Source organism: Aquimarina algiphila, assembly GCF_947494415.1.
In the GTDB taxonomy this organism is placed as follows: domain Bacteria; phylum Bacteroidota; class Bacteroidia; order Flavobacteriales; family Flavobacteriaceae; genus Aquimarina; species Aquimarina algiphila.
On sequence record NZ_CANLVC010000004.1, the window covers coordinates 194,935 to 210,930 of the forward strand.

Annotated in this window: 15 protein-coding genes; 7 read left to right on the top strand and 8 right to left on the bottom strand. The window is 31.1% G+C overall.

Annotation, left to right across the window (positions count from 1 at the left end; genetic code table 11):
- Window position 1 precedes the first annotated feature (1 nt).
- The 3 genes from PQF96_RS07470 to PQF96_RS07480 all read left to right on the top strand — a co-directional run bounded on the left by PQF96_RS07470 (window position 2) and on the right by PQF96_RS07480 (window position 4,927).
- Window positions 2–697, top strand: a complete 696-nt coding sequence (locus PQF96_RS07470; RefSeq protein ID WP_271765604.1) for a LytR/AlgR family response regulator transcription factor — start codon at window positions 2–4, stop codon at window positions 695–697.
- A 157-nt stretch (window positions 698–854) separates the two neighbouring features.
- Window positions 855–1,868: a hypothetical protein gene (locus tag PQF96_RS07475; protein WP_271765605.1), complete on the top strand. Its 1,014-nt coding sequence runs from the start codon at window positions 855–857 to the stop codon at window positions 1,866–1,868.
- Window positions 1,869–2,086: 218 nt separating this feature from the next.
- Window positions 2,087–4,927, top strand: coding sequence for an alpha/beta hydrolase family protein (locus tag PQF96_RS07480; protein WP_271765606.1), 2,841 nt, complete (start codon window positions 2,087–2,089; stop codon window positions 4,925–4,927).
- Here PQF96_RS07480 and PQF96_RS07485 read toward each other — a convergent pair.
- The 6 genes from PQF96_RS07485 to PQF96_RS07510 all read right to left on the bottom strand — a co-directional run bounded on the left by PQF96_RS07485 (window position 4,905) and on the right by PQF96_RS07510 (window position 10,133).
- Window positions 4,905–5,444 carry a GNAT family N-acetyltransferase gene (locus PQF96_RS07485; protein ID WP_271765607.1) on the bottom strand — a complete coding sequence of 180 codons (540 nt, stop codon included), beginning with the start codon at window positions 5,442–5,444 and terminating at the stop codon, window positions 4,905–4,907. The two genes, PQF96_RS07480 and PQF96_RS07485, sit on opposite strands and share 23 nt — an antisense overlap.
- 11 nt (window positions 5,445–5,455) lie before the next feature.
- On the bottom strand, window positions 5,456–7,258 hold the full coding sequence (locus tag PQF96_RS07490) for a M61 family metallopeptidase (protein ID WP_271765609.1): 1,803 nt from the start codon (window positions 7,256–7,258) through the stop codon (window positions 5,456–5,458).
- Between the two features lie 147 nt (window positions 7,259–7,405).
- Window positions 7,406–8,719, bottom strand: coding sequence for a metallophosphoesterase (locus tag PQF96_RS07495; RefSeq protein WP_271765611.1), 1,314 nt, complete (start codon window positions 8,717–8,719; stop codon window positions 7,406–7,408).
- A gap of 165 nt (window positions 8,720–8,884) precedes the next feature.
- Window positions 8,885–9,088: a helix-turn-helix domain-containing protein gene (locus PQF96_RS07500; protein ID WP_271765612.1), complete on the bottom strand. Its 204-nt coding sequence runs from the start codon at window positions 9,086–9,088 to the stop codon at window positions 8,885–8,887.
- 2 nt (window positions 9,089–9,090) lie between these two features.
- Window positions 9,091–9,609, bottom strand: a complete 519-nt coding sequence (locus tag PQF96_RS07505) for a DUF2975 domain-containing protein (protein WP_271765614.1) — start codon at window positions 9,607–9,609, stop codon at window positions 9,091–9,093.
- Between the two features lie 2 nt (window positions 9,610–9,611).
- Window positions 9,612–10,133: a DUF2975 domain-containing protein gene (locus tag PQF96_RS07510; RefSeq protein ID WP_271765615.1), complete on the bottom strand. Its 522-nt coding sequence runs from the start codon at window positions 10,131–10,133 to the stop codon at window positions 9,612–9,614.
- A 122-nt stretch (window positions 10,134–10,255) separates the two neighbouring features.
- On the opposite strand from PQF96_RS07510, the gene PQF96_RS07515 reads away from it, so the two are divergent.
- From PQF96_RS07515 to PQF96_RS07530, 4 genes are read left to right on the top strand one after another with little or no spacing between them, the layout of a single operon-like run.
- Entirely contained in the window at window positions 10,256–11,404 is a 1,149-nt protein-coding gene (locus tag PQF96_RS07515; protein WP_271765616.1) for an aminotransferase class I/II-fold pyridoxal phosphate-dependent enzyme, read from the top strand.
- A 14-nt stretch (window positions 11,405–11,418) separates the two neighbouring features.
- Window positions 11,419–12,060, top strand: coding sequence for a dethiobiotin synthase (gene bioD / locus PQF96_RS07520; protein WP_271765617.1), 642 nt, complete (start codon window positions 11,419–11,421; stop codon window positions 12,058–12,060).
- Between the two features lie 51 nt (window positions 12,061–12,111).
- Entirely contained in the window at window positions 12,112–13,377 is a 1,266-nt protein-coding gene (bioA, locus tag PQF96_RS07525) for an adenosylmethionine--8-amino-7-oxononanoate transaminase (RefSeq protein WP_271765619.1), read from the top strand.
- 39 nt (window positions 13,378–13,416) lie between these two features.
- Window positions 13,417–14,559 (top strand): hypothetical protein, encoded by a 1,143-nt coding sequence (locus PQF96_RS07530; RefSeq protein ID WP_271765620.1) that lies wholly within the window; start codon window positions 13,417–13,419, stop codon window positions 14,557–14,559.
- On the opposite strand, the gene PQF96_RS07535 is transcribed toward PQF96_RS07530, so the two are convergent.
- Window positions 14,546–15,574, bottom strand: coding sequence for a hypothetical protein (locus PQF96_RS07535; RefSeq protein ID WP_271765622.1), 1,029 nt, complete (start codon window positions 15,572–15,574; stop codon window positions 14,546–14,548). The genes PQF96_RS07530 and PQF96_RS07535 overlap by 14 nt on opposite strands.
- Window positions 15,537–15,986 carry a cytochrome c oxidase assembly factor Coa1 family protein gene (locus PQF96_RS07540; protein WP_271765624.1) on the bottom strand — a complete coding sequence of 150 codons (450 nt, stop codon included), beginning with the start codon at window positions 15,984–15,986 and terminating at the stop codon, window positions 15,537–15,539. Before PQF96_RS07540 ends, PQF96_RS07535 begins: the two co-directional genes overlap by 38 nt.
- Window positions 15,987–15,996 lie beyond the last annotated feature (10 nt).

Here is a 15,996-nt window from a genome sequence, read left to right on the forward strand (position 1 = left end):
CATGAATTATATCATTGTAGATGATGAACCTATAGCGCATACTATAATCGAAGATTATGCTGTGTCACTAAGTGATTTAACCTTGATTGGGAATTGTTATAATGCCATAGATGCAATAACATTTTTGCAGAAAAAACAAGTAGATCTGATTTTTTTGGATATTGAAATGCCTAAACTAAAAGGCTTGGATTTTTTACGAACGTTAACCTCCCCTCCGTTGATTATAATTACTTCTGCGTATTCAGAATTTGCAGTAGAAAGTTATGAGTTAGAAGTTTGTGACTATTTATTAAAACCTTTTTCTTTTGAACGATTCTTAAAAGCATATACCAAAGTAATCAAAGAAAAAGAACATTCTTCTAAGAAAAATAAAATTGTCAAGGAGGCGACTAATACCAGTATTTTTTTAAAAGGAGATAAAGAAACTTATCATATTCAGTTAGATGATATTAAATATTTAGAAAGTTATGGTAGTTATGTAAAATTATACCTTCAAAATGAAATGTTACTTATCCATCAATCAATTTCTTATTTTGAAACCATTCTACCAACAGAACAATTTATAAGAGTACATCGCTCTTTTATGGTGAGTGTTTTTTCAATTAAAAGTATTGTTGGGAATCAAATTAAGTTAGAAGGAGCGGTTATTCCTATAGGACAATCGTATAAAGCGATTTTGAAAAACAGATTGTTTTAAAACAGTATTAAAAACTCGATCGTTCAAATATTCAGACTAATTTAATATAGATAACCTTTTATCAATATTAACGTAAAGTAGCCTTAAGAATTAGCTAAGCTTTTGAAAGGTGTAGGGTATTACTTTTAAGTGATTATTAACCAAACACTTTTCAATTATGAAAAAATCTATTTTATTTACACTCATCTTTATTGTTATTCTTAGTTGCGAAAAAGGGGATGATTTTACCCCTGATCAAACCCAGAGAGAGAATGCTATTAATTTAAACAAAAACCAAAATTTTTACCTCGACTTGGCATTTTACCATGCTCCGATTCATTATCAGGATGTTGACAGGACTGGTTCTCATGGTTTGAGTGGGAAAGCAGATTATATTACACGATATGATTTTGATGGAGATCTTAACGCAAAGAATAACTGGAGTAATATTTCAAAAACTAGCAATCAAGGAAATGCTGTGGGGTATTATTCTGTAGTAGAAACAACAACACATTATTTTGTTACTTATGCGTTTTTTCATCCAAGAGACTGGACAGATATTTTCTTTCTATATCGCTTAGATGAACATGAAAATGATCTGGAAGGTGTTTTGACGGTTGTTAAAAAAGATAATTCGATGTATGGCAGTGCTTTGGGAGCTATAACCGTATTTCACTCTGATTTTTATTCTTATAAAGCACCTAACTCTGGATTGACTAATGGAAACGAAGATATAGATGGAACATTAACATTACAAAATCACAATGGAGTAAGTCGATTTAAAACCTCTGCAGAAGCCAAAGGCCATGGTATAAAAGCGCATTCAAAACAAAAACCAGGAGGGAGCGATTATATAGTGTATTTTCCAAGCAAAACCACAAGTGAGTATCCTTCTGATATCTATGATAGAAATGTAAAATATAAACTAGTAAATATTTTCGAAAATGGAGGGATGTGGGATCAAAGATTTAATACTAGTCTATTTAGTAATGCCAAATCTTTTCAGAAATCGTATGGGAATGGTAACGCTAATGCTCCTTGGAATTGGGATGATAAAAATGATGGGGGAAATCAAGGATTATTGGCAGGAGGAATAGCATATTACCCCGCTCACCTTGTAGATGAATATTTTAATGGACTAGAAAACTTTGATAAAACATATACCTATAATCCATATTTGGGAATTGAATAAAAACTTAATTATGGTACCATGGAGTCAATTTTTTGGTTTCATGGTATCATTGATTTAATACGAGTAAAAAGCGCAATATTTTTGATGTTCTAAAAAATTAACGGTATTACGATATAAATGCCTGATTTTTAGATAAAATTATGTTAAACAACCTATATTAGCAGAAAGGTTTTATACTTTTCCCCATGCAAAAACTCGCTAATATTAAAACTTGAATTATGATTCAAAGACTGATCACCTTTGTAGTTATACTAAGCACTTCATTTCTTTCTGCGCAGAAAAAGACTTTGACCCATGATGACTACGATTTATGGAAGAATATTACTAACGTAAAAATATCAAATAAAGGAAGACTAATTGTTTCTACAATCCAAACTAATACTAAAAGAGGCGATGGCTATTTAGAAATATATAATACTCAAAGTAAAACTAAATTCACCTATCCAAATGGATATCAGGCTTCAATTTCTTGGGATGAAAACTATGTGGTTTTTAAGAAAAAACCGGCATATCAATTAACTAGAAAAGAAAAAAAGAAAGAGATAAAAAAAGAAAACAGAGCAAAGGATGCATTATTGATCTATGATGCAAAAACCAATAGCATTTCAGATTCTATTTTAAGAGTCAAGACTTATAAAATGCCCCAAAAAGAAGAAGGCTGGTTAGTTCTTGAAAAGTATAAAAAGGAAAAAAAGAAAAAGAAAGACGCTTCTGAACAGAAAAAAGACACGTTACAAAAAAATACTTCATTAGCATATAAACAAAATTATGCTCTGGTATATAACTTAGAAACTAAACAAAAAGATACCATACATCAAATAAAAGATTTTACTATTCCTGAGCGAGGAAATACTTTTTATTATACACTTAAAAATAAAAAAGAAAAAGAAAGAGATCTAGGCGTATTTCAATACAATTTAATATCTGGGACAAAGACTGTTATAGATACTACAAAATACATGTATACTAAACTCTCGGTGTATAAAGATGGTAGTCAATTTACATATTTATCAGTTACAGATTCTACAGCAATAGACTCTTTAAAATTTGAACTACATTATTATAAAGATAGAAGATTACAAAAGCTTGTTGATGTTAAGGGTAAACACCTTAGGAAAAATTGGGAGTTGAGTAAGGATCAAACTCCTTTTTTCTCTGAAAACGGAAAACGACTTTACTTATTTTCAAAACCCAAAATTGTATATAGTAAGGACACAACTTTATTAAAAGATGAAATACCTCAAGTAGATGTTTGGAATTGGCAGGATAAGCTGATTCAACCCGAACAGAAATCCAAATTCGAAAAACTTAATAAGAAGGCTTATCTATCGTACTATAATACAGAAACCAAAAACTATATTCATATTCAGGATAATACTATTGATGATGTCATTTTTGATGATGATAGAGAACAGCAATTTGTTTTAGGATCAACGGGATCACCTTATGATGTTAGACGATCCTGGGATTTCCCTCGAACCAAAGATTATTATAAAATTAATACAAATACAGGGCAAAAGCATTTGATAATTAAAAATATAGGTTCTCGACCATATTTGTCTCCAGACGGAAAATATGCTTTGTATTATGATATGAATACCAAAAATTGGTGGTCAGTTAATTTGCACACCGAACAAAAAACAAATCTTACTAAAGATTTAGAAGTAGCATTTTATGATGAGGATAACGATAAACCTGCATTACCTTTTCCATATGGGTTTGGAGGTTTTGACAATGAAGGTAATGCCTTGATTTATGATAAATTTGATGTTTGGAAAGTTTTGCTTTCGGGAAATAAAGCACCAAGTAACATAACTAAAACCGGAAGACAAAATAACATCCAATATAGAATACAGAGGCTAGATTCTGATCATAGAAATTTAGCGTCATATAGTAATAAGGCATTGTTGATTACAAGTTTTGATAAAAAGACAAAAGTTTCTGGTTTATATGTTTTACGAAAGGGAAAACTTATTGAAAAAATAAAACCATTAAAATTCTATATAGGATCTTATAAAAAAGCAAAATATAATGAGGTGTTCACCTATCGAAAGGAAAACTTCACTACTTTTTCTGATCTTTATGTAACAGATGATGGATTTAAAGAATCAAATAAAATCACAGAAATCAATCCACATCAAAAAGATTTTAAATGGGGAACTGCAGAGTTGTTTTCATGGAAAGCATATGATGGCAAAAAATTAGAAGGAATTCTATATAAACCAGAAGATTTCGACCCATCTAAAAAGTACCCCTTGATCACTTATTTTTATGAGAAAAGATCAGATAGCTATAATTATTATCATATTCCAAGGCCTAGTGCTTCTACGGTAAATGCTTCTTATCTCGTAAGTAATGATTATATCATGTTTGTGCCTGATATTGTTTATGAAGAAGGTAAACCCGGAGCGAGCGCTTATAATTGTATCGTTTCTGGAGTAGAAGCATTAGAAAAATCTGGATATATTGATAGTGATAATATGGCTATTCAAGGTCAGAGTTGGGGAGGATATCAAGTGGCGTATTTAGTTACAGTAACTAATAAATTTAAAGCTGCAATGGCGGGCGCACCTGTGAGTAATATGACTTCTGCATATGGAGGAATCCGATGGCAATCAGGAATGAGTAGGGCTTTTCAATATGAAAAAACACAAAGTCGTATAGGTAAAAATCTATGGGATGGATTTGATTTATATATAGAAAACTCTCCATTATTTGGAATTCCCAAAATAGAAACACCACTATTAATGATGCATAATGATAAAGATGGGGCTGTCCCGTATTATCAAGGTATTGAAATGTTTATGGGAATGCGCAGACTGCAAAAACCAGCATGGTTATTGGTGTATAATGATGAAGCTCACAACCTAAGAAAGATAAAAAACAGACAAGATCTTTCAATACGGATGATGCAGTTTTTTGATCATTACTTAAAAGGTGAACTTGCACCAGAATGGATGACTAAAGGTGTTCCCAGGATACAAAAAGGAAGAGATTTTGGCTATGATCTGGAAACGGTAGGGAAACGACAAAGCATCACTCCCAGTTCCAATGAATAAGATGCCATTCTACACCATCGGATTTATGAGTAATTAATGTTTTAAAACCTATTGCATAATGCGCTTGTAATGAGCGTAAATTATTTGATGCAACTTCTGTAATAAGGAGATTATAGTTTTGTTGTGACTCTTTTTTGATGGTTTGATACAAACCTCTAAAAATGCCTTGTTTTCGATAGGCTTTGTCAACACAGATTTGCCCCATAACAAAATAAGAGATATGCGCATCTAAATGTGCTTCAATTTGAGTAAACATGGGTTTCAGAATTTCAATATCCTCTTTAAAATCTTTAAGCATACACAGTGCATAGCCAACCACTTTGTTACTATCTTTGGCGATAACATGTGGTTGTAAAGTATTCATTTTTTTAAGGATTTCAAGATCATGTTGTACGGTAAGAAAGCCTTCTATTTCTTTTTCGCTTTTAGAAATTGATATAGGTAAGTTATTTTGTTGAAGAGTTAAGATTTGTTGTAATTCCTCTTCAGAAGTAACCGTGGTATACGTTATACTCATGATGTATGTGACTATTTAGCGTTTAACCATTTTTCACGTTTGTTTGTGGCTTTTTTACCAGCATTTTGTTGTAATACAATCTCAATTTTTGGATCTGTAGCAAGAGTCATTTCTGTTTCTATCTCTTTTTCAAACCTTTTGTAAGTGATCTTTATTTTTTCTCCAGGAGTATATTTTTTAAGTAATTCTTCCAGTTCTTTTTTATTAGTAAAGGAATCATCATTTATTGCTAAAATAATATCATCTTTATCTAATCCTACTTTATATGCTGGTGTTCCCTTTTTAGGATAATTATTGATTATTGCGTTATTATTTTTATCAAATTTTATTGAGATTCCGTGATATGGTTTTTTAGAATCATTAATTAACGAAACTCCAAACTCAGCAAATAAAGTTTTATAATCAGGGATTTGGCTATCATCAATATATTTTTTGAAGAAATCATTAGCAAAACTTTCTCCAGCGTATTCTTTTAAAGTGGTTCGTAAATTATTTTTGGTATATGGAATTTCAGTTTTACCATATTTTTTCCAAACTAGCTTCATATAGTCATCCAGATTAAGGTCATCTTTAAGATTTCTTAGCGATAAATCAAGTGCTAATCCTAATACACTACCATAAGAGTAATATGAAATAAAGGTATTTCCTCGATTTACTGGATCTACAGATGTTGCGGCATCTACAAAAGGAGCCTGATAGCTCATTTCTGTTGGATTAAAATAGGCTCTGGCAGGTGAGTTCCAGACATAGTTATAGGATCCTGCTAATCCCTTTATGTATTGCTCTTGACTTAAAATACCGGCTCTACACAAGATTAAACCGGTATAATAACTGGTAAAGCCTTCTGCAAACCATAATTCTCCCGACATATTAGCTTCTTCAAAATTAAAAGGTTCTAATGTTTTTGGTCGTATACGTTCCACATTCCAGGCATGAAAAAATTCATGAGATACAGTACCTATATTTTTTTCCATTCCTTCATTGGCAAGACTACGTGTACTGGTAAGTATTGTAGAATTTCTATGTTCCATGCCATCTCCTGATACTTGTGGCATATAACAGGCTAAAAAAGTATATGTGTTATTGTCAAACTTAGGATACTCCCCAAACACGGCTTTTTCCTGCACTACAATCTTTTTAATTTTTTCAAAATATGTACTGGCCTCTTCTTCTGTACCAGGGTGATGTAAGGCAAGCTTTATAATATTGTCTGAACCATTGGAAGCTACTTTAAACTCCCGTACTGTATGGTTACTAATTTCTACAGGACTATCCATAAAGTATTGTAGATTAGGAGCACCAAATTTATTCGTTCCCAAAGTCTTGAGTTGGGTAGCTATTTTCCAATTTAGATCTTTTCTAAAATCAAAAGTAATTTCTATCGGTCGATCTTTTAGTTCTGGGGCATATATAAAAGTGGCAGGAATATTAAGATGAGCATGAGTTTCATCAATTTGCGAATAGGTACCATCTGCTCGATCTGCAAATAAAGTATAAGAAACGTTAACAGTACCATCATGTCCCGAGATATCCCATTGATGTGGGTTAGGTCGAGTAGTGGTGATTTTTTTGCCTTTACCATCAGTAACTACTAGATCATAGACATTCTTCGCAAATTCATGCAAAGCATATCTTCCGGGAGATGTTCTACTCATCCTTATGGCAATAGTATCTGCTTTTAGATCTGTTAAAGTTAGTTTTATTTTGGCCTCATGATGGACCGCATTGTCAAAAGATATGTTATATTGATTTTTTGATTGCGAGAAGCCCAATTGTACAAGTAGTATCGCTATTAATATTTGTACTATTTTCATTTGTTTAAATTTATGATTCGTGTTGTCATATAGAATTCACAAAAATTATTTTAATACTTTTAAAAGTTATAACTACACCGAATTTCTATACAAATTAATGATGAAATCCAAATATAAGTATTAATTGTAATTCTATTGAAGTACTTTTTAATAGGGATGACTGATACTAGAAAGTTTAACAATGTTTTTTATGGTTAATGCTATCGCCTTCCAATCATTTGCTTTAAAAAAGGAAAAATCTCGCAAGTATACCTCAGCAGTATTTTCATTTTTAATAATATCAATATTTATAATTTTTGGAATTCCATTATCAAATAGTAAAGCTTGTGGAGAATTTTCTATAGCATTGATGTCATATACACTTCCTTGGTAAAGAGGTTGAATAGTAGGAACATCAGTATGTCCAACAACAATATGAGATGCGTTAAAGGTGTGAAGTATTTGATCTACTTCTTTTTTTGAGGTTTTTTTGACTTTGTCATTTTTTCTAATGTAACCTCTGTATTGTGTGACTCCTGTTTCTCCGAATATGATTTCTTTGAGGTCTTCATTAACCGCTTCATGGTTCCAATATTTCCAGGTAGCTTGATTTATCTGTTTTATGGTGTATTTTTTTGCTGCAGTTTCAGGACTTATTCCACCATGTGCAATTAGTATGGAGCCTATTTTAAGTAGTACTGGTCTAGTTCTAAGCCATTGTCCTAAATATGTTTTGTTAGAAAAAGCTTCTTTGAAGGTCATCATTTGCTGAATAGCAAATAAACTAGCAGGGTGTACACGACTGAAATTTCCTCTGAGTAGGTATTGTTCGTGATTTCCTAGGAGATAATGAACCATTCCACCAGCTAACTCTGCTTGCTCCGAAAGCTGAACTATTTTCCATAGCACAGTACTTACTTCTATTCCACGATCTACCATATCACCTGCAATAATAAGATGGTTTTTTCCAAAACTCCAGTTGCCAAGAGAATCAATGGCCTTAAGATTTTTGAGAAGCGTATCCATGTATCCATAATCCCCATGAATATCACTAATAAATGTAATTTTTTCAGGTATAGTTGTGACCTCTGTAATTGGTTTTTTAATTTCTGGTAGAGAGAAGTTAAAGGAATGATTTTTAGAAGTAATAGTGAAGTTCTTTAGGGTAGAATTATAAGTTTTCTGATGCGTACTATTTTCTTGATACCAGTCTACAACGATCGTATCATCTTTTTTGTAAGTCACAATAGGGCCTTCAATAAAATCATTATCAAATGTAGGGTTATCACCTGCACCGCCTAGATTAATACTTAGATTTAGAAACTTTGAATTTAGAGGAATTTGTAATGTTTTATAGATACCATTTTTGGTTAATATAAAAGTACTTTGATTCATTTTATAAAGTATAAAAATAATGATAAGAGTGAGTATGCCTAATATGGGATAAAGTAGAAATAGCTTCCATTTTTTGATCTTTTTCATTTTTTGGTGTGTTTAAAATTAGACAATAGAAATACTGGACAATGAATTATTCGTTGTCTTTTGATTATGTTTATTGAATACTATAGTATGTATAGCATTCTATTGTAAATTGATTTTTAAGAGATGTATTTACTTAAGAAAAAACGTGATCATTATTATAATTAGTTATGATTGATATTCCAAAATATCTGAAGGTTGACAATCCAGAATTTCACAAATAGCTTCAAGTGTAGAAAATCGTATTGCTTTTGCTTTCCCTGATTTAAGAATAGAGAGATTTGCAGTGGTAATTCCTATTTTTTCTGCCAATTCTTTACTCTTCATTTTTCGTTTGGCTAGCATTACATCTAGATTTACAATTATTGGCATAGTTATATAGTTAGTTCGTTTTCTTCTTGTAATTGAAATCCTTCTTTAAATATTGCTATAATAAACCAAGCAAAAATTCCTAACATGATATGTAAAAATACTGTAGAAAGATCACTTAAACCTATACTGTATCCTACTATGAACAGAATGATTACATATACAAAAGGTGAAAACAAATTTAATATGGCAAAATATTTCAAATGCTTTATGGCTATTTTGGTAAACAGTATTTCTGCTTTAAAAGTTTTAAAAATCAATGATAACGTGTAGAAAAATAAAATATAGAAAACAAAAAATACAATAATTGATAAAATTACTTCTGATTCGTATTGTCCTTTTACAAAAGAACCTGTAAAGGGGATCTCAATGGCAAAACGATTATCATTAATACTGAGAAATGTGTCTGTGATAAATGAAAATGCTATAAATAAAAGGAATAAGCAGTATCCAAAAGCGATGAACCAGGTACAATAAAATAATAGTTCAGATAACGATTTTTTGCCAAACATTTTTAATCTCATAGTTATACAGTTAATTCGTTTTCAGATTGAATTTCAACACCCCTTTTGAAGATAAATGCAATAATAAAGATAATTCCCGCCATAAAAAGAAATTCTGAGCTTCCCCAATCAAATTCAAATACAGCTCCTTTTTTTAATAACCATTTACTATATCTATTTGCAAAATAGGCTAATAAACCTGCCCATAATGAAATATAACTAATGTTAGAAGTTAATTTTGCTATGGTTGATGTAAATGGCTTATCAAAATCAATCTTTAAAAAAAATTTGATCACCAAATAAAACATATAAGCTTTCAGAGCGATTATAGAAACAATTAATGATAAAAGCATGATATAATACCTAACAGAAAAATCATAAAGGTTTGATAAGTCCAAACCTAGATATAGGTTTTGTGAAGCTTCTTTGTTTACAAAAAGACTTATTATACCCGAAATAAGGATTGCTCCTAACTTAATACATAAACCAATGAATATAACCCAGGATATTATTTTCATTGCACTTAAAACTTGTTTGGTTTTCATATTTATTATTGTTTAACGATAACAAATATATAAAAATTATTGAAAAACAATAATTTATTATTAAATAATAACAATTTCAGTGTTTAGTTTTTAAAATCTAAAGGTCTTTGTACCTTTGACCTATGCTGCCTAAAAAATTGATAAAGAAACTCGATGATCGCGAAGCTAATAATGCATTAAGGGGATTAGGGATGCAAAATACTTTAAATGATTTTTCATCCAACGACTATCTGGGATTTGCTTCTTCAAAAAGAATTTTTGATCGATCTCATGAGTTCTTAAAAGAGAAAGAAATTTATAAAAATGGAGCAACGGGTTCCAGGTTGCTTTCTGGGAATCATACATTATATCCAGAAACGGAAGTTTTTTTAGCAAAATTTCATAATGCAGAAACTGCTTTGTTGTTTAATTCTGGATATGATGCTAATATTGGGATTTTTTCTGCTGTTCCTCAGCGAGGAGATGTCATTTTTTATGACGAGTTAATTCATGCTTCTATAAGAGATGGAATACAAATGAGTAATGCCAAATCCTATAAATTTAAGCATGATGACTTAGAAGATTTAGACGCGCACATTAGACGAGTTCAAAATGGGGATGATAAAAATCAGGAAATTTATGTGGTTACCGAATCTGTTTTTTCTATGGATGGAGATACTCCTGATCTAAATGGTTTTGTAGCATTCTGTAAAAAATATGATTGTCATCTTATAGTTGATGAAGCACATGCAATTGGTGTTCACGGAAAATATGGAACTGGGCGATTACAGCAATTACATATTGAAGATCAGGTTTTTGCAAGAATTAATACATTTGGTAAAGGAATGGGATGTCATGGAGCTGTAATTTTAGGCTCATTAGATTTAAAAAGGTATTTAATAAATTTTGCCAGAAGTTTTATCTATACGACAGGATTACCACCGCACGCTCTGGCTACTATCAATATTGCTTATCAGGAACTTTATACGACACCTGAAATAAAAAAACTTGCTGAGAATATTTCTTTCTTTAAAGATAAACTTGAAACACTTGATCTAAAATCACATTTTATTAAAAGTGATTCTGCGATCCATTGCTGTATTATTTCAGGGAATAAGAAAATAAAAGAAATAGCAACCAGAATTCAGGAAAAAGGATTTGAAGTAAAACCTATTTTGTCTCCTACAGTACCCGCAGGTGAAGAGCGATTGCGATTTTGTTTACATTCTTTTAATTCTAGAAAAGAAATCGATGAAGTTCTGGAGTTGTTAGCTACCTTTGTCAATACCTAAAAAAAAGGATAGTTATGTCTAGTAAAAAAAAGGGACATCCAAAAAAGATATTCATTACAGGAATAAGTACCGAGGTAGGAAAAACGATAGCTTCTGCTATTGTTGTAGAAGCACTGCAAGCGGATTATTTTAAACCAATTCAGGCAGGGGATTTAGAATTTTCAGATACTGATAAAGTAAGAACATTGGTATCTAATTCAATATCTAAATTTCATAAAAATAGTTATGCTCTAAAAACACCGATGAGTCCTCATGCTGCTGCAGAAATTGATAATATTGTCATTGATCTTGATAAGATAAAACTTCCAAACGTAAACAATGATTTAGTTATTGAAGGTGCAGGAGGATTACTGGTTCCTTTAAATGATACCAAGACTATTCTCGATATTATTAAACCTGATTATAAGGTTATTGTGGTATCCAGGCATTATTTAGGAAGTATTAACCATACCTTGCTAACTATTCAGATTTTGAAAGAAAAAGGATATAACGTCTCTATTATTTTTAGTGGAGATGAACATAAAACTACAGAAGATATCATTCAAAAGATGACAGGAGTAAATATCATTGGTCGAATTGAAGATGAACCTTATTTTGATGAAAGAGTGGTTTCTTCATATTCAGAACTGTTTAAAGATGCCCTTGAATCTATTTAGCATAAAAAAATAAATCAAAAAGATACTCGTTTCTACGAAAATACGCTTCATATGACTTTAAAAGAAAGAGATAAAAAGCATCTTTGGCATCCTCTCACACAACATAAAATACATCCCGAAGCATTACCCATCGTAAAGGCAAAAGGAGCTTTGCTATTTGATGAAGATGATAAAACATACATAGATGGTATTGCATCCTGGTATACCGCTATGTATGGGCATTGTAATGATTTTATATTAGAGAAAGTACAAGAGCAAATGCAGCAGTTAGATCAGATTGTATTTGCCGGATTTACACATAAACCAGCAATAGAGTTATCTGAAGAACTTATCAAAATCTTACCAGATAATCAGGAGAAGATATTCTTTTCTGATAACGGTTCTACTGCAAATGAGGTGGGTATCAAAATGGCACTGCAGTATCATTTTAATAAAGGAGAAAAAAGAAATACGATTATTGCGTTTAAAGATGGGTTTCACGGAGATACCTTTGGAGCGATGTCTGCATCTGGATTATCTGTATATAATGGTCCTTTTGAAGATTTTTTTATTAATGTTAAACGTATTTCGACACCTAATTTTGAAAATATTGATAGCGTAATAAAACAATTGCAAGCGTATATTGAAACTAATGAAGTAGCAGCTTTTATATATGAACCATTAGTTCAGGGGGCTAATGCAATGCATATGTATGAGGCACGATATTTAGATCAAATCTTAAGTATCTGTAAAGAAAATAATGTGATCACGATTGCCGATGAGGTAATGACCGGCTTCGGAAAAACAGGAAAACTATTTGCATCAGAATATATAGAAACAAAACCAGATATTATTTCGATGTCAAAAGCTTTAACTGCCGGGTTTGTTCCTATGGCGGTTACAAGTTGTACACAAGAAATCTATGATGCTTTTCTTGATGATTCTGTCGGGAAAGCTTTTTTTCACGCGCATACGTACTCTGCAAATCCGATAGCATGCACGGTAGCATTAGCTGCAGTAGAGTTGTTACAAACAGAAGAATTCCAAAATCATATTGATAGGATAATTAGAGCTCACAAAGATTTTGACACCAGGATAAAAGAGCATTCTAAAGTAAAAACAACAAGACAAAAAGGAGTAATCTATGCCTTGGAATTAAATATAGACATGGATCGATATGGTAAAAAGCGTTATGAGATATTTGATCATTTTATGAAGCGAGGAATTTTTCTAAGACCATTGGGAAATACAATTTATATTCTGGCTCCATATGTAATTACTAATGACCAATTAAATAGTGTTTATGATGCTATTGTTGAATTGTTGGGACAGATTTAGGCATATTGTTTGATGAAGAAAAGGAGAAAACTTCTTCACATGAAAAACCTTTTACTTTGTTTATTTATACTTTGCATTTTAAGTTGTAGTAGTAATTCTAAAAATAAATTAGATGTATTATTAGAAACTGTAGATATTCCAGATCAGGAATTTAAATTTTCATCAGACACTGTTCAAACATTAGTAGGTGAGAAAGGAACAATTATTACTATAGACCCAAAGGATTTACAATTTGAAAACCGAGAAGAAGTTAAAGGAGAAATTACATTATTACTTAAAGAGTTAACAACTAAAGAAGAGTTATTAAGAGCAAATGCTCAAACAATTTCTGATGATAAATGGCTTATTTCTGGTGGAGCATATAATATTCGATTATATGTTGAAGAAAAAGAATTGCAATTAAAAAAAGATGCATTTATAGAAGTTGAATTTCCTAAGATTATGGATGATGATATGCAATTATTCTATGGAGATAGTAAGGGTAATGGTAATATGAATTGGAATAAAACAGCTACACGTTTTAAAGATAAAAAGTACCAAACGATTTTTTTTCAAGATTCTTCATTCATTATGTTCAATAATATTTTAAAAATTGATGAACCTGCTTATGTTACCTTAAAAAAGAAATTGAATAGAAGGAGTGTAAAAGAGTTACAGGAGGCTTATCCGAGAGTGGATTCTTTAAGTATCAAAATGGATACTATATATGCTTATGAATATTGTATATATAGGTTTTTAGATGAGACTTATGAATTGGATATAAAAGATTTAGATTCTATCAAGAAAGAATGGGAGGGAATTAAAAAACGTAATAAAAGAATTGATGAAGTATATCAAAAAATAAATCTATTTAAACTTGGATGGGTTAATGTAGATAAATTTTATCCGGAAACAATAGAAAAAGTATTGATTCGATTAGATATAGACCGAGAAAAAATACCTGAAGTATTTGTTATTGATCAAGAAAACAATACAATATTAAATTGGTTTCAAAATAAAAATGAACAATATGTAATGGAGTTTCCTAAGGGAGGAAAGTTTAAGATTATTGCATTTGATATAAAAGATGAGAATGTTTTGGCGGTTAAAAAGACAATTAAAACAAATCAATCAAAAAGAATATCACTTTTACTAAAAAGAATTAAAGAAAATCAATTAGAATCTTACTTTAAAGAAGATTGATTGTTTTTTCCAGCTCACCCTTAAATTCCTCTTTCTGGTCAACAAAAAAAGCAACAGTTGTAAAGGTTTTTTGTATTCCGTAAAGCCCTGTAAGTGTATTTTCTTTTTTTAGGGTAATGGTCATATTATGAGCTTCTAACTCACCAAAAGGAGATAATTTTCTGGTTTCGGTATCAAATACCATGTCTTTGCTAGTGATTTCTATAGCATCAATGTTGGCAATATCGATTATTGTTTCACTTAGGATTCCATATCGCAAATGCAGTTTGTCTTCTTCAATAGAAATGGGTCTTTTCATTAGAGATTTGAGAAAACCAAAAAGTTGAATCCCCGAATACACACTTAATATTGTGGCTATCCATGCTGCAATAGGACTCCATTTTAAAAGAAGAACGTGCAATACATAAGTTTCAATCGTAATAATAACGATCAATGCAATTAGTAAAGAAATGGTTCCACTACTTTTATGATAACTAAACTCATGTTGTGCTAGTCTTTTCTTTTTCCAATCTATAAAGCCATAATAGAGTACTGCAAGTTCCATAGTAAGGAGTGAAGCTATTTTTTCAGGTAAAATTTCATGAGAAGTTTCTTTTAGAGCAGAGAAAAAATCCGGTTTTAATTTTGCGTTAGCGTTATATCGTTTTATCGTCTGGCTAACTTTATAAAATAAATACATAAGTACTCCTAGCTCTACAAAAGGAAAAATCCAGTTTTTTGCCCAATGTAATAGAGATTGATGCTCTTTTGGAATGATATAGGATGCAACTAGCATTCCGATAACAAAGAAAGGGACGATAGTGGTTTTAGGAATATTTTTCTTCTTAATTAATAAAAAATAGAGTACAGGTATGGTAAAAAGAAGATCGATAGTTATAGCAATAGAAAGTGTATCTGGATTTGTATCGAATATCTTTGATTTTGCGATCAAAACCATTGATAAAATAAGTAGTAAAGGTATCCCAAATACTAATAAACTATTGTTCGTTTTCGTTGTTGTACTGATCTTGTTCATATCCCAGTAAATCAATTTGTTCGTTTGTAGTATCAATAATCACATACATTTCCTTATATGTCCATTGATCATTTAGTTTGGTGCCAACCACATATAATTGCGCTTCTCCATTAGGGCCTTTTATCGGTATTGATATATCTGCAGAACCTATATTGTTTTCATAAGAAAGACTGCCATTCATGATTCCATTAGTTTCTATAGGTTCTCCCAGAATATTGACGACATAATCATCTTCGTTTACTTTGGCAATGGCATCTTGCGAAGGTGTTGATTGTGTGATCAATTCACTTACACCAAATATTACAGAACCCAAAAAGACAAAAAACAAGATAATGATAGTAAGGCAACCTCCCAAAGGAACTGCCCATCCCCAATTTCTTGCAAACCAACTTTTATGTTCAATAGTATCCATGGTGTAGTAT

What these genes read in the sequence shown, in the direction of transcription:
- PQF96_RS07540 (WP_271765624.1), bottom strand. Translation starts at nt 15,986, where the DNA reads ATGGATACTATTGAACATAAAAGTTGGTTTGCAAGAAATTGGGGATGG.
- PQF96_RS07485 (WP_271765607.1), bottom strand. Translation starts at nt 5,444, where the DNA reads ATGAGTATAACGTATACCACGGTTACTTCTGAAGAGGAATTACAACAA.
- PQF96_RS07490 (WP_271765609.1), bottom strand. Translation starts at nt 7,258, where the DNA reads ATGAAAATAGTACAAATATTAATAGCGATACTACTTGTACAATTGGGC.
- PQF96_RS07535 (WP_271765622.1), bottom strand. Translation starts at nt 15,574, where the DNA reads ATGAACAAGATCAGTACAACAACGAAAACGAACAATAGTTTATTAGTA.
- bioD (WP_271765617.1), top strand. Translation starts at nt 11,419, where the DNA reads ATGTCTAGTAAAAAAAAGGGACATCCAAAAAAGATATTCATTACAGGA.
- PQF96_RS07515 (WP_271765616.1), top strand. Translation starts at nt 10,256, where the DNA reads ATGCTGCCTAAAAAATTGATAAAGAAACTCGATGATCGCGAAGCTAAT.
- PQF96_RS07495 (WP_271765611.1), bottom strand. Translation starts at nt 8,719, where the DNA reads ATGAAAAAGATCAAAAAATGGAAGCTATTTCTACTTTATCCCATATTA.
- PQF96_RS07510 (WP_271765615.1), bottom strand. Translation starts at nt 10,133, where the DNA reads ATGAAAACCAAACAAGTTTTAAGTGCAATGAAAATAATATCCTGGGTT.
- PQF96_RS07500 (WP_271765612.1), bottom strand. Translation starts at nt 9,088, where the DNA reads ATGCCAATAATTGTAAATCTAGATGTAATGCTAGCCAAACGAAAAATG.
- PQF96_RS07480 (WP_271765606.1), top strand. Translation starts at nt 2,087, where the DNA reads ATGATTCAAAGACTGATCACCTTTGTAGTTATACTAAGCACTTCATTT.
- PQF96_RS07530 (WP_271765620.1), top strand. Translation starts at nt 13,417, where the DNA reads ATGAAAAACCTTTTACTTTGTTTATTTATACTTTGCATTTTAAGTTGT.
- PQF96_RS07475 (WP_271765605.1), top strand. Translation starts at nt 855, where the DNA reads ATGAAAAAATCTATTTTATTTACACTCATCTTTATTGTTATTCTTAGT.
- PQF96_RS07470 (WP_271765604.1), top strand. Translation starts at nt 2, where the DNA reads ATGAATTATATCATTGTAGATGATGAACCTATAGCGCATACTATAATC.
- PQF96_RS07505 (WP_271765614.1), bottom strand. Translation starts at nt 9,609, where the DNA reads ATGAGATTAAAAATGTTTGGCAAAAAATCGTTATCTGAACTATTATTT.
- bioA (WP_271765619.1), top strand. Translation starts at nt 12,112, where the DNA reads ATGACTTTAAAAGAAAGAGATAAAAAGCATCTTTGGCATCCTCTCACA.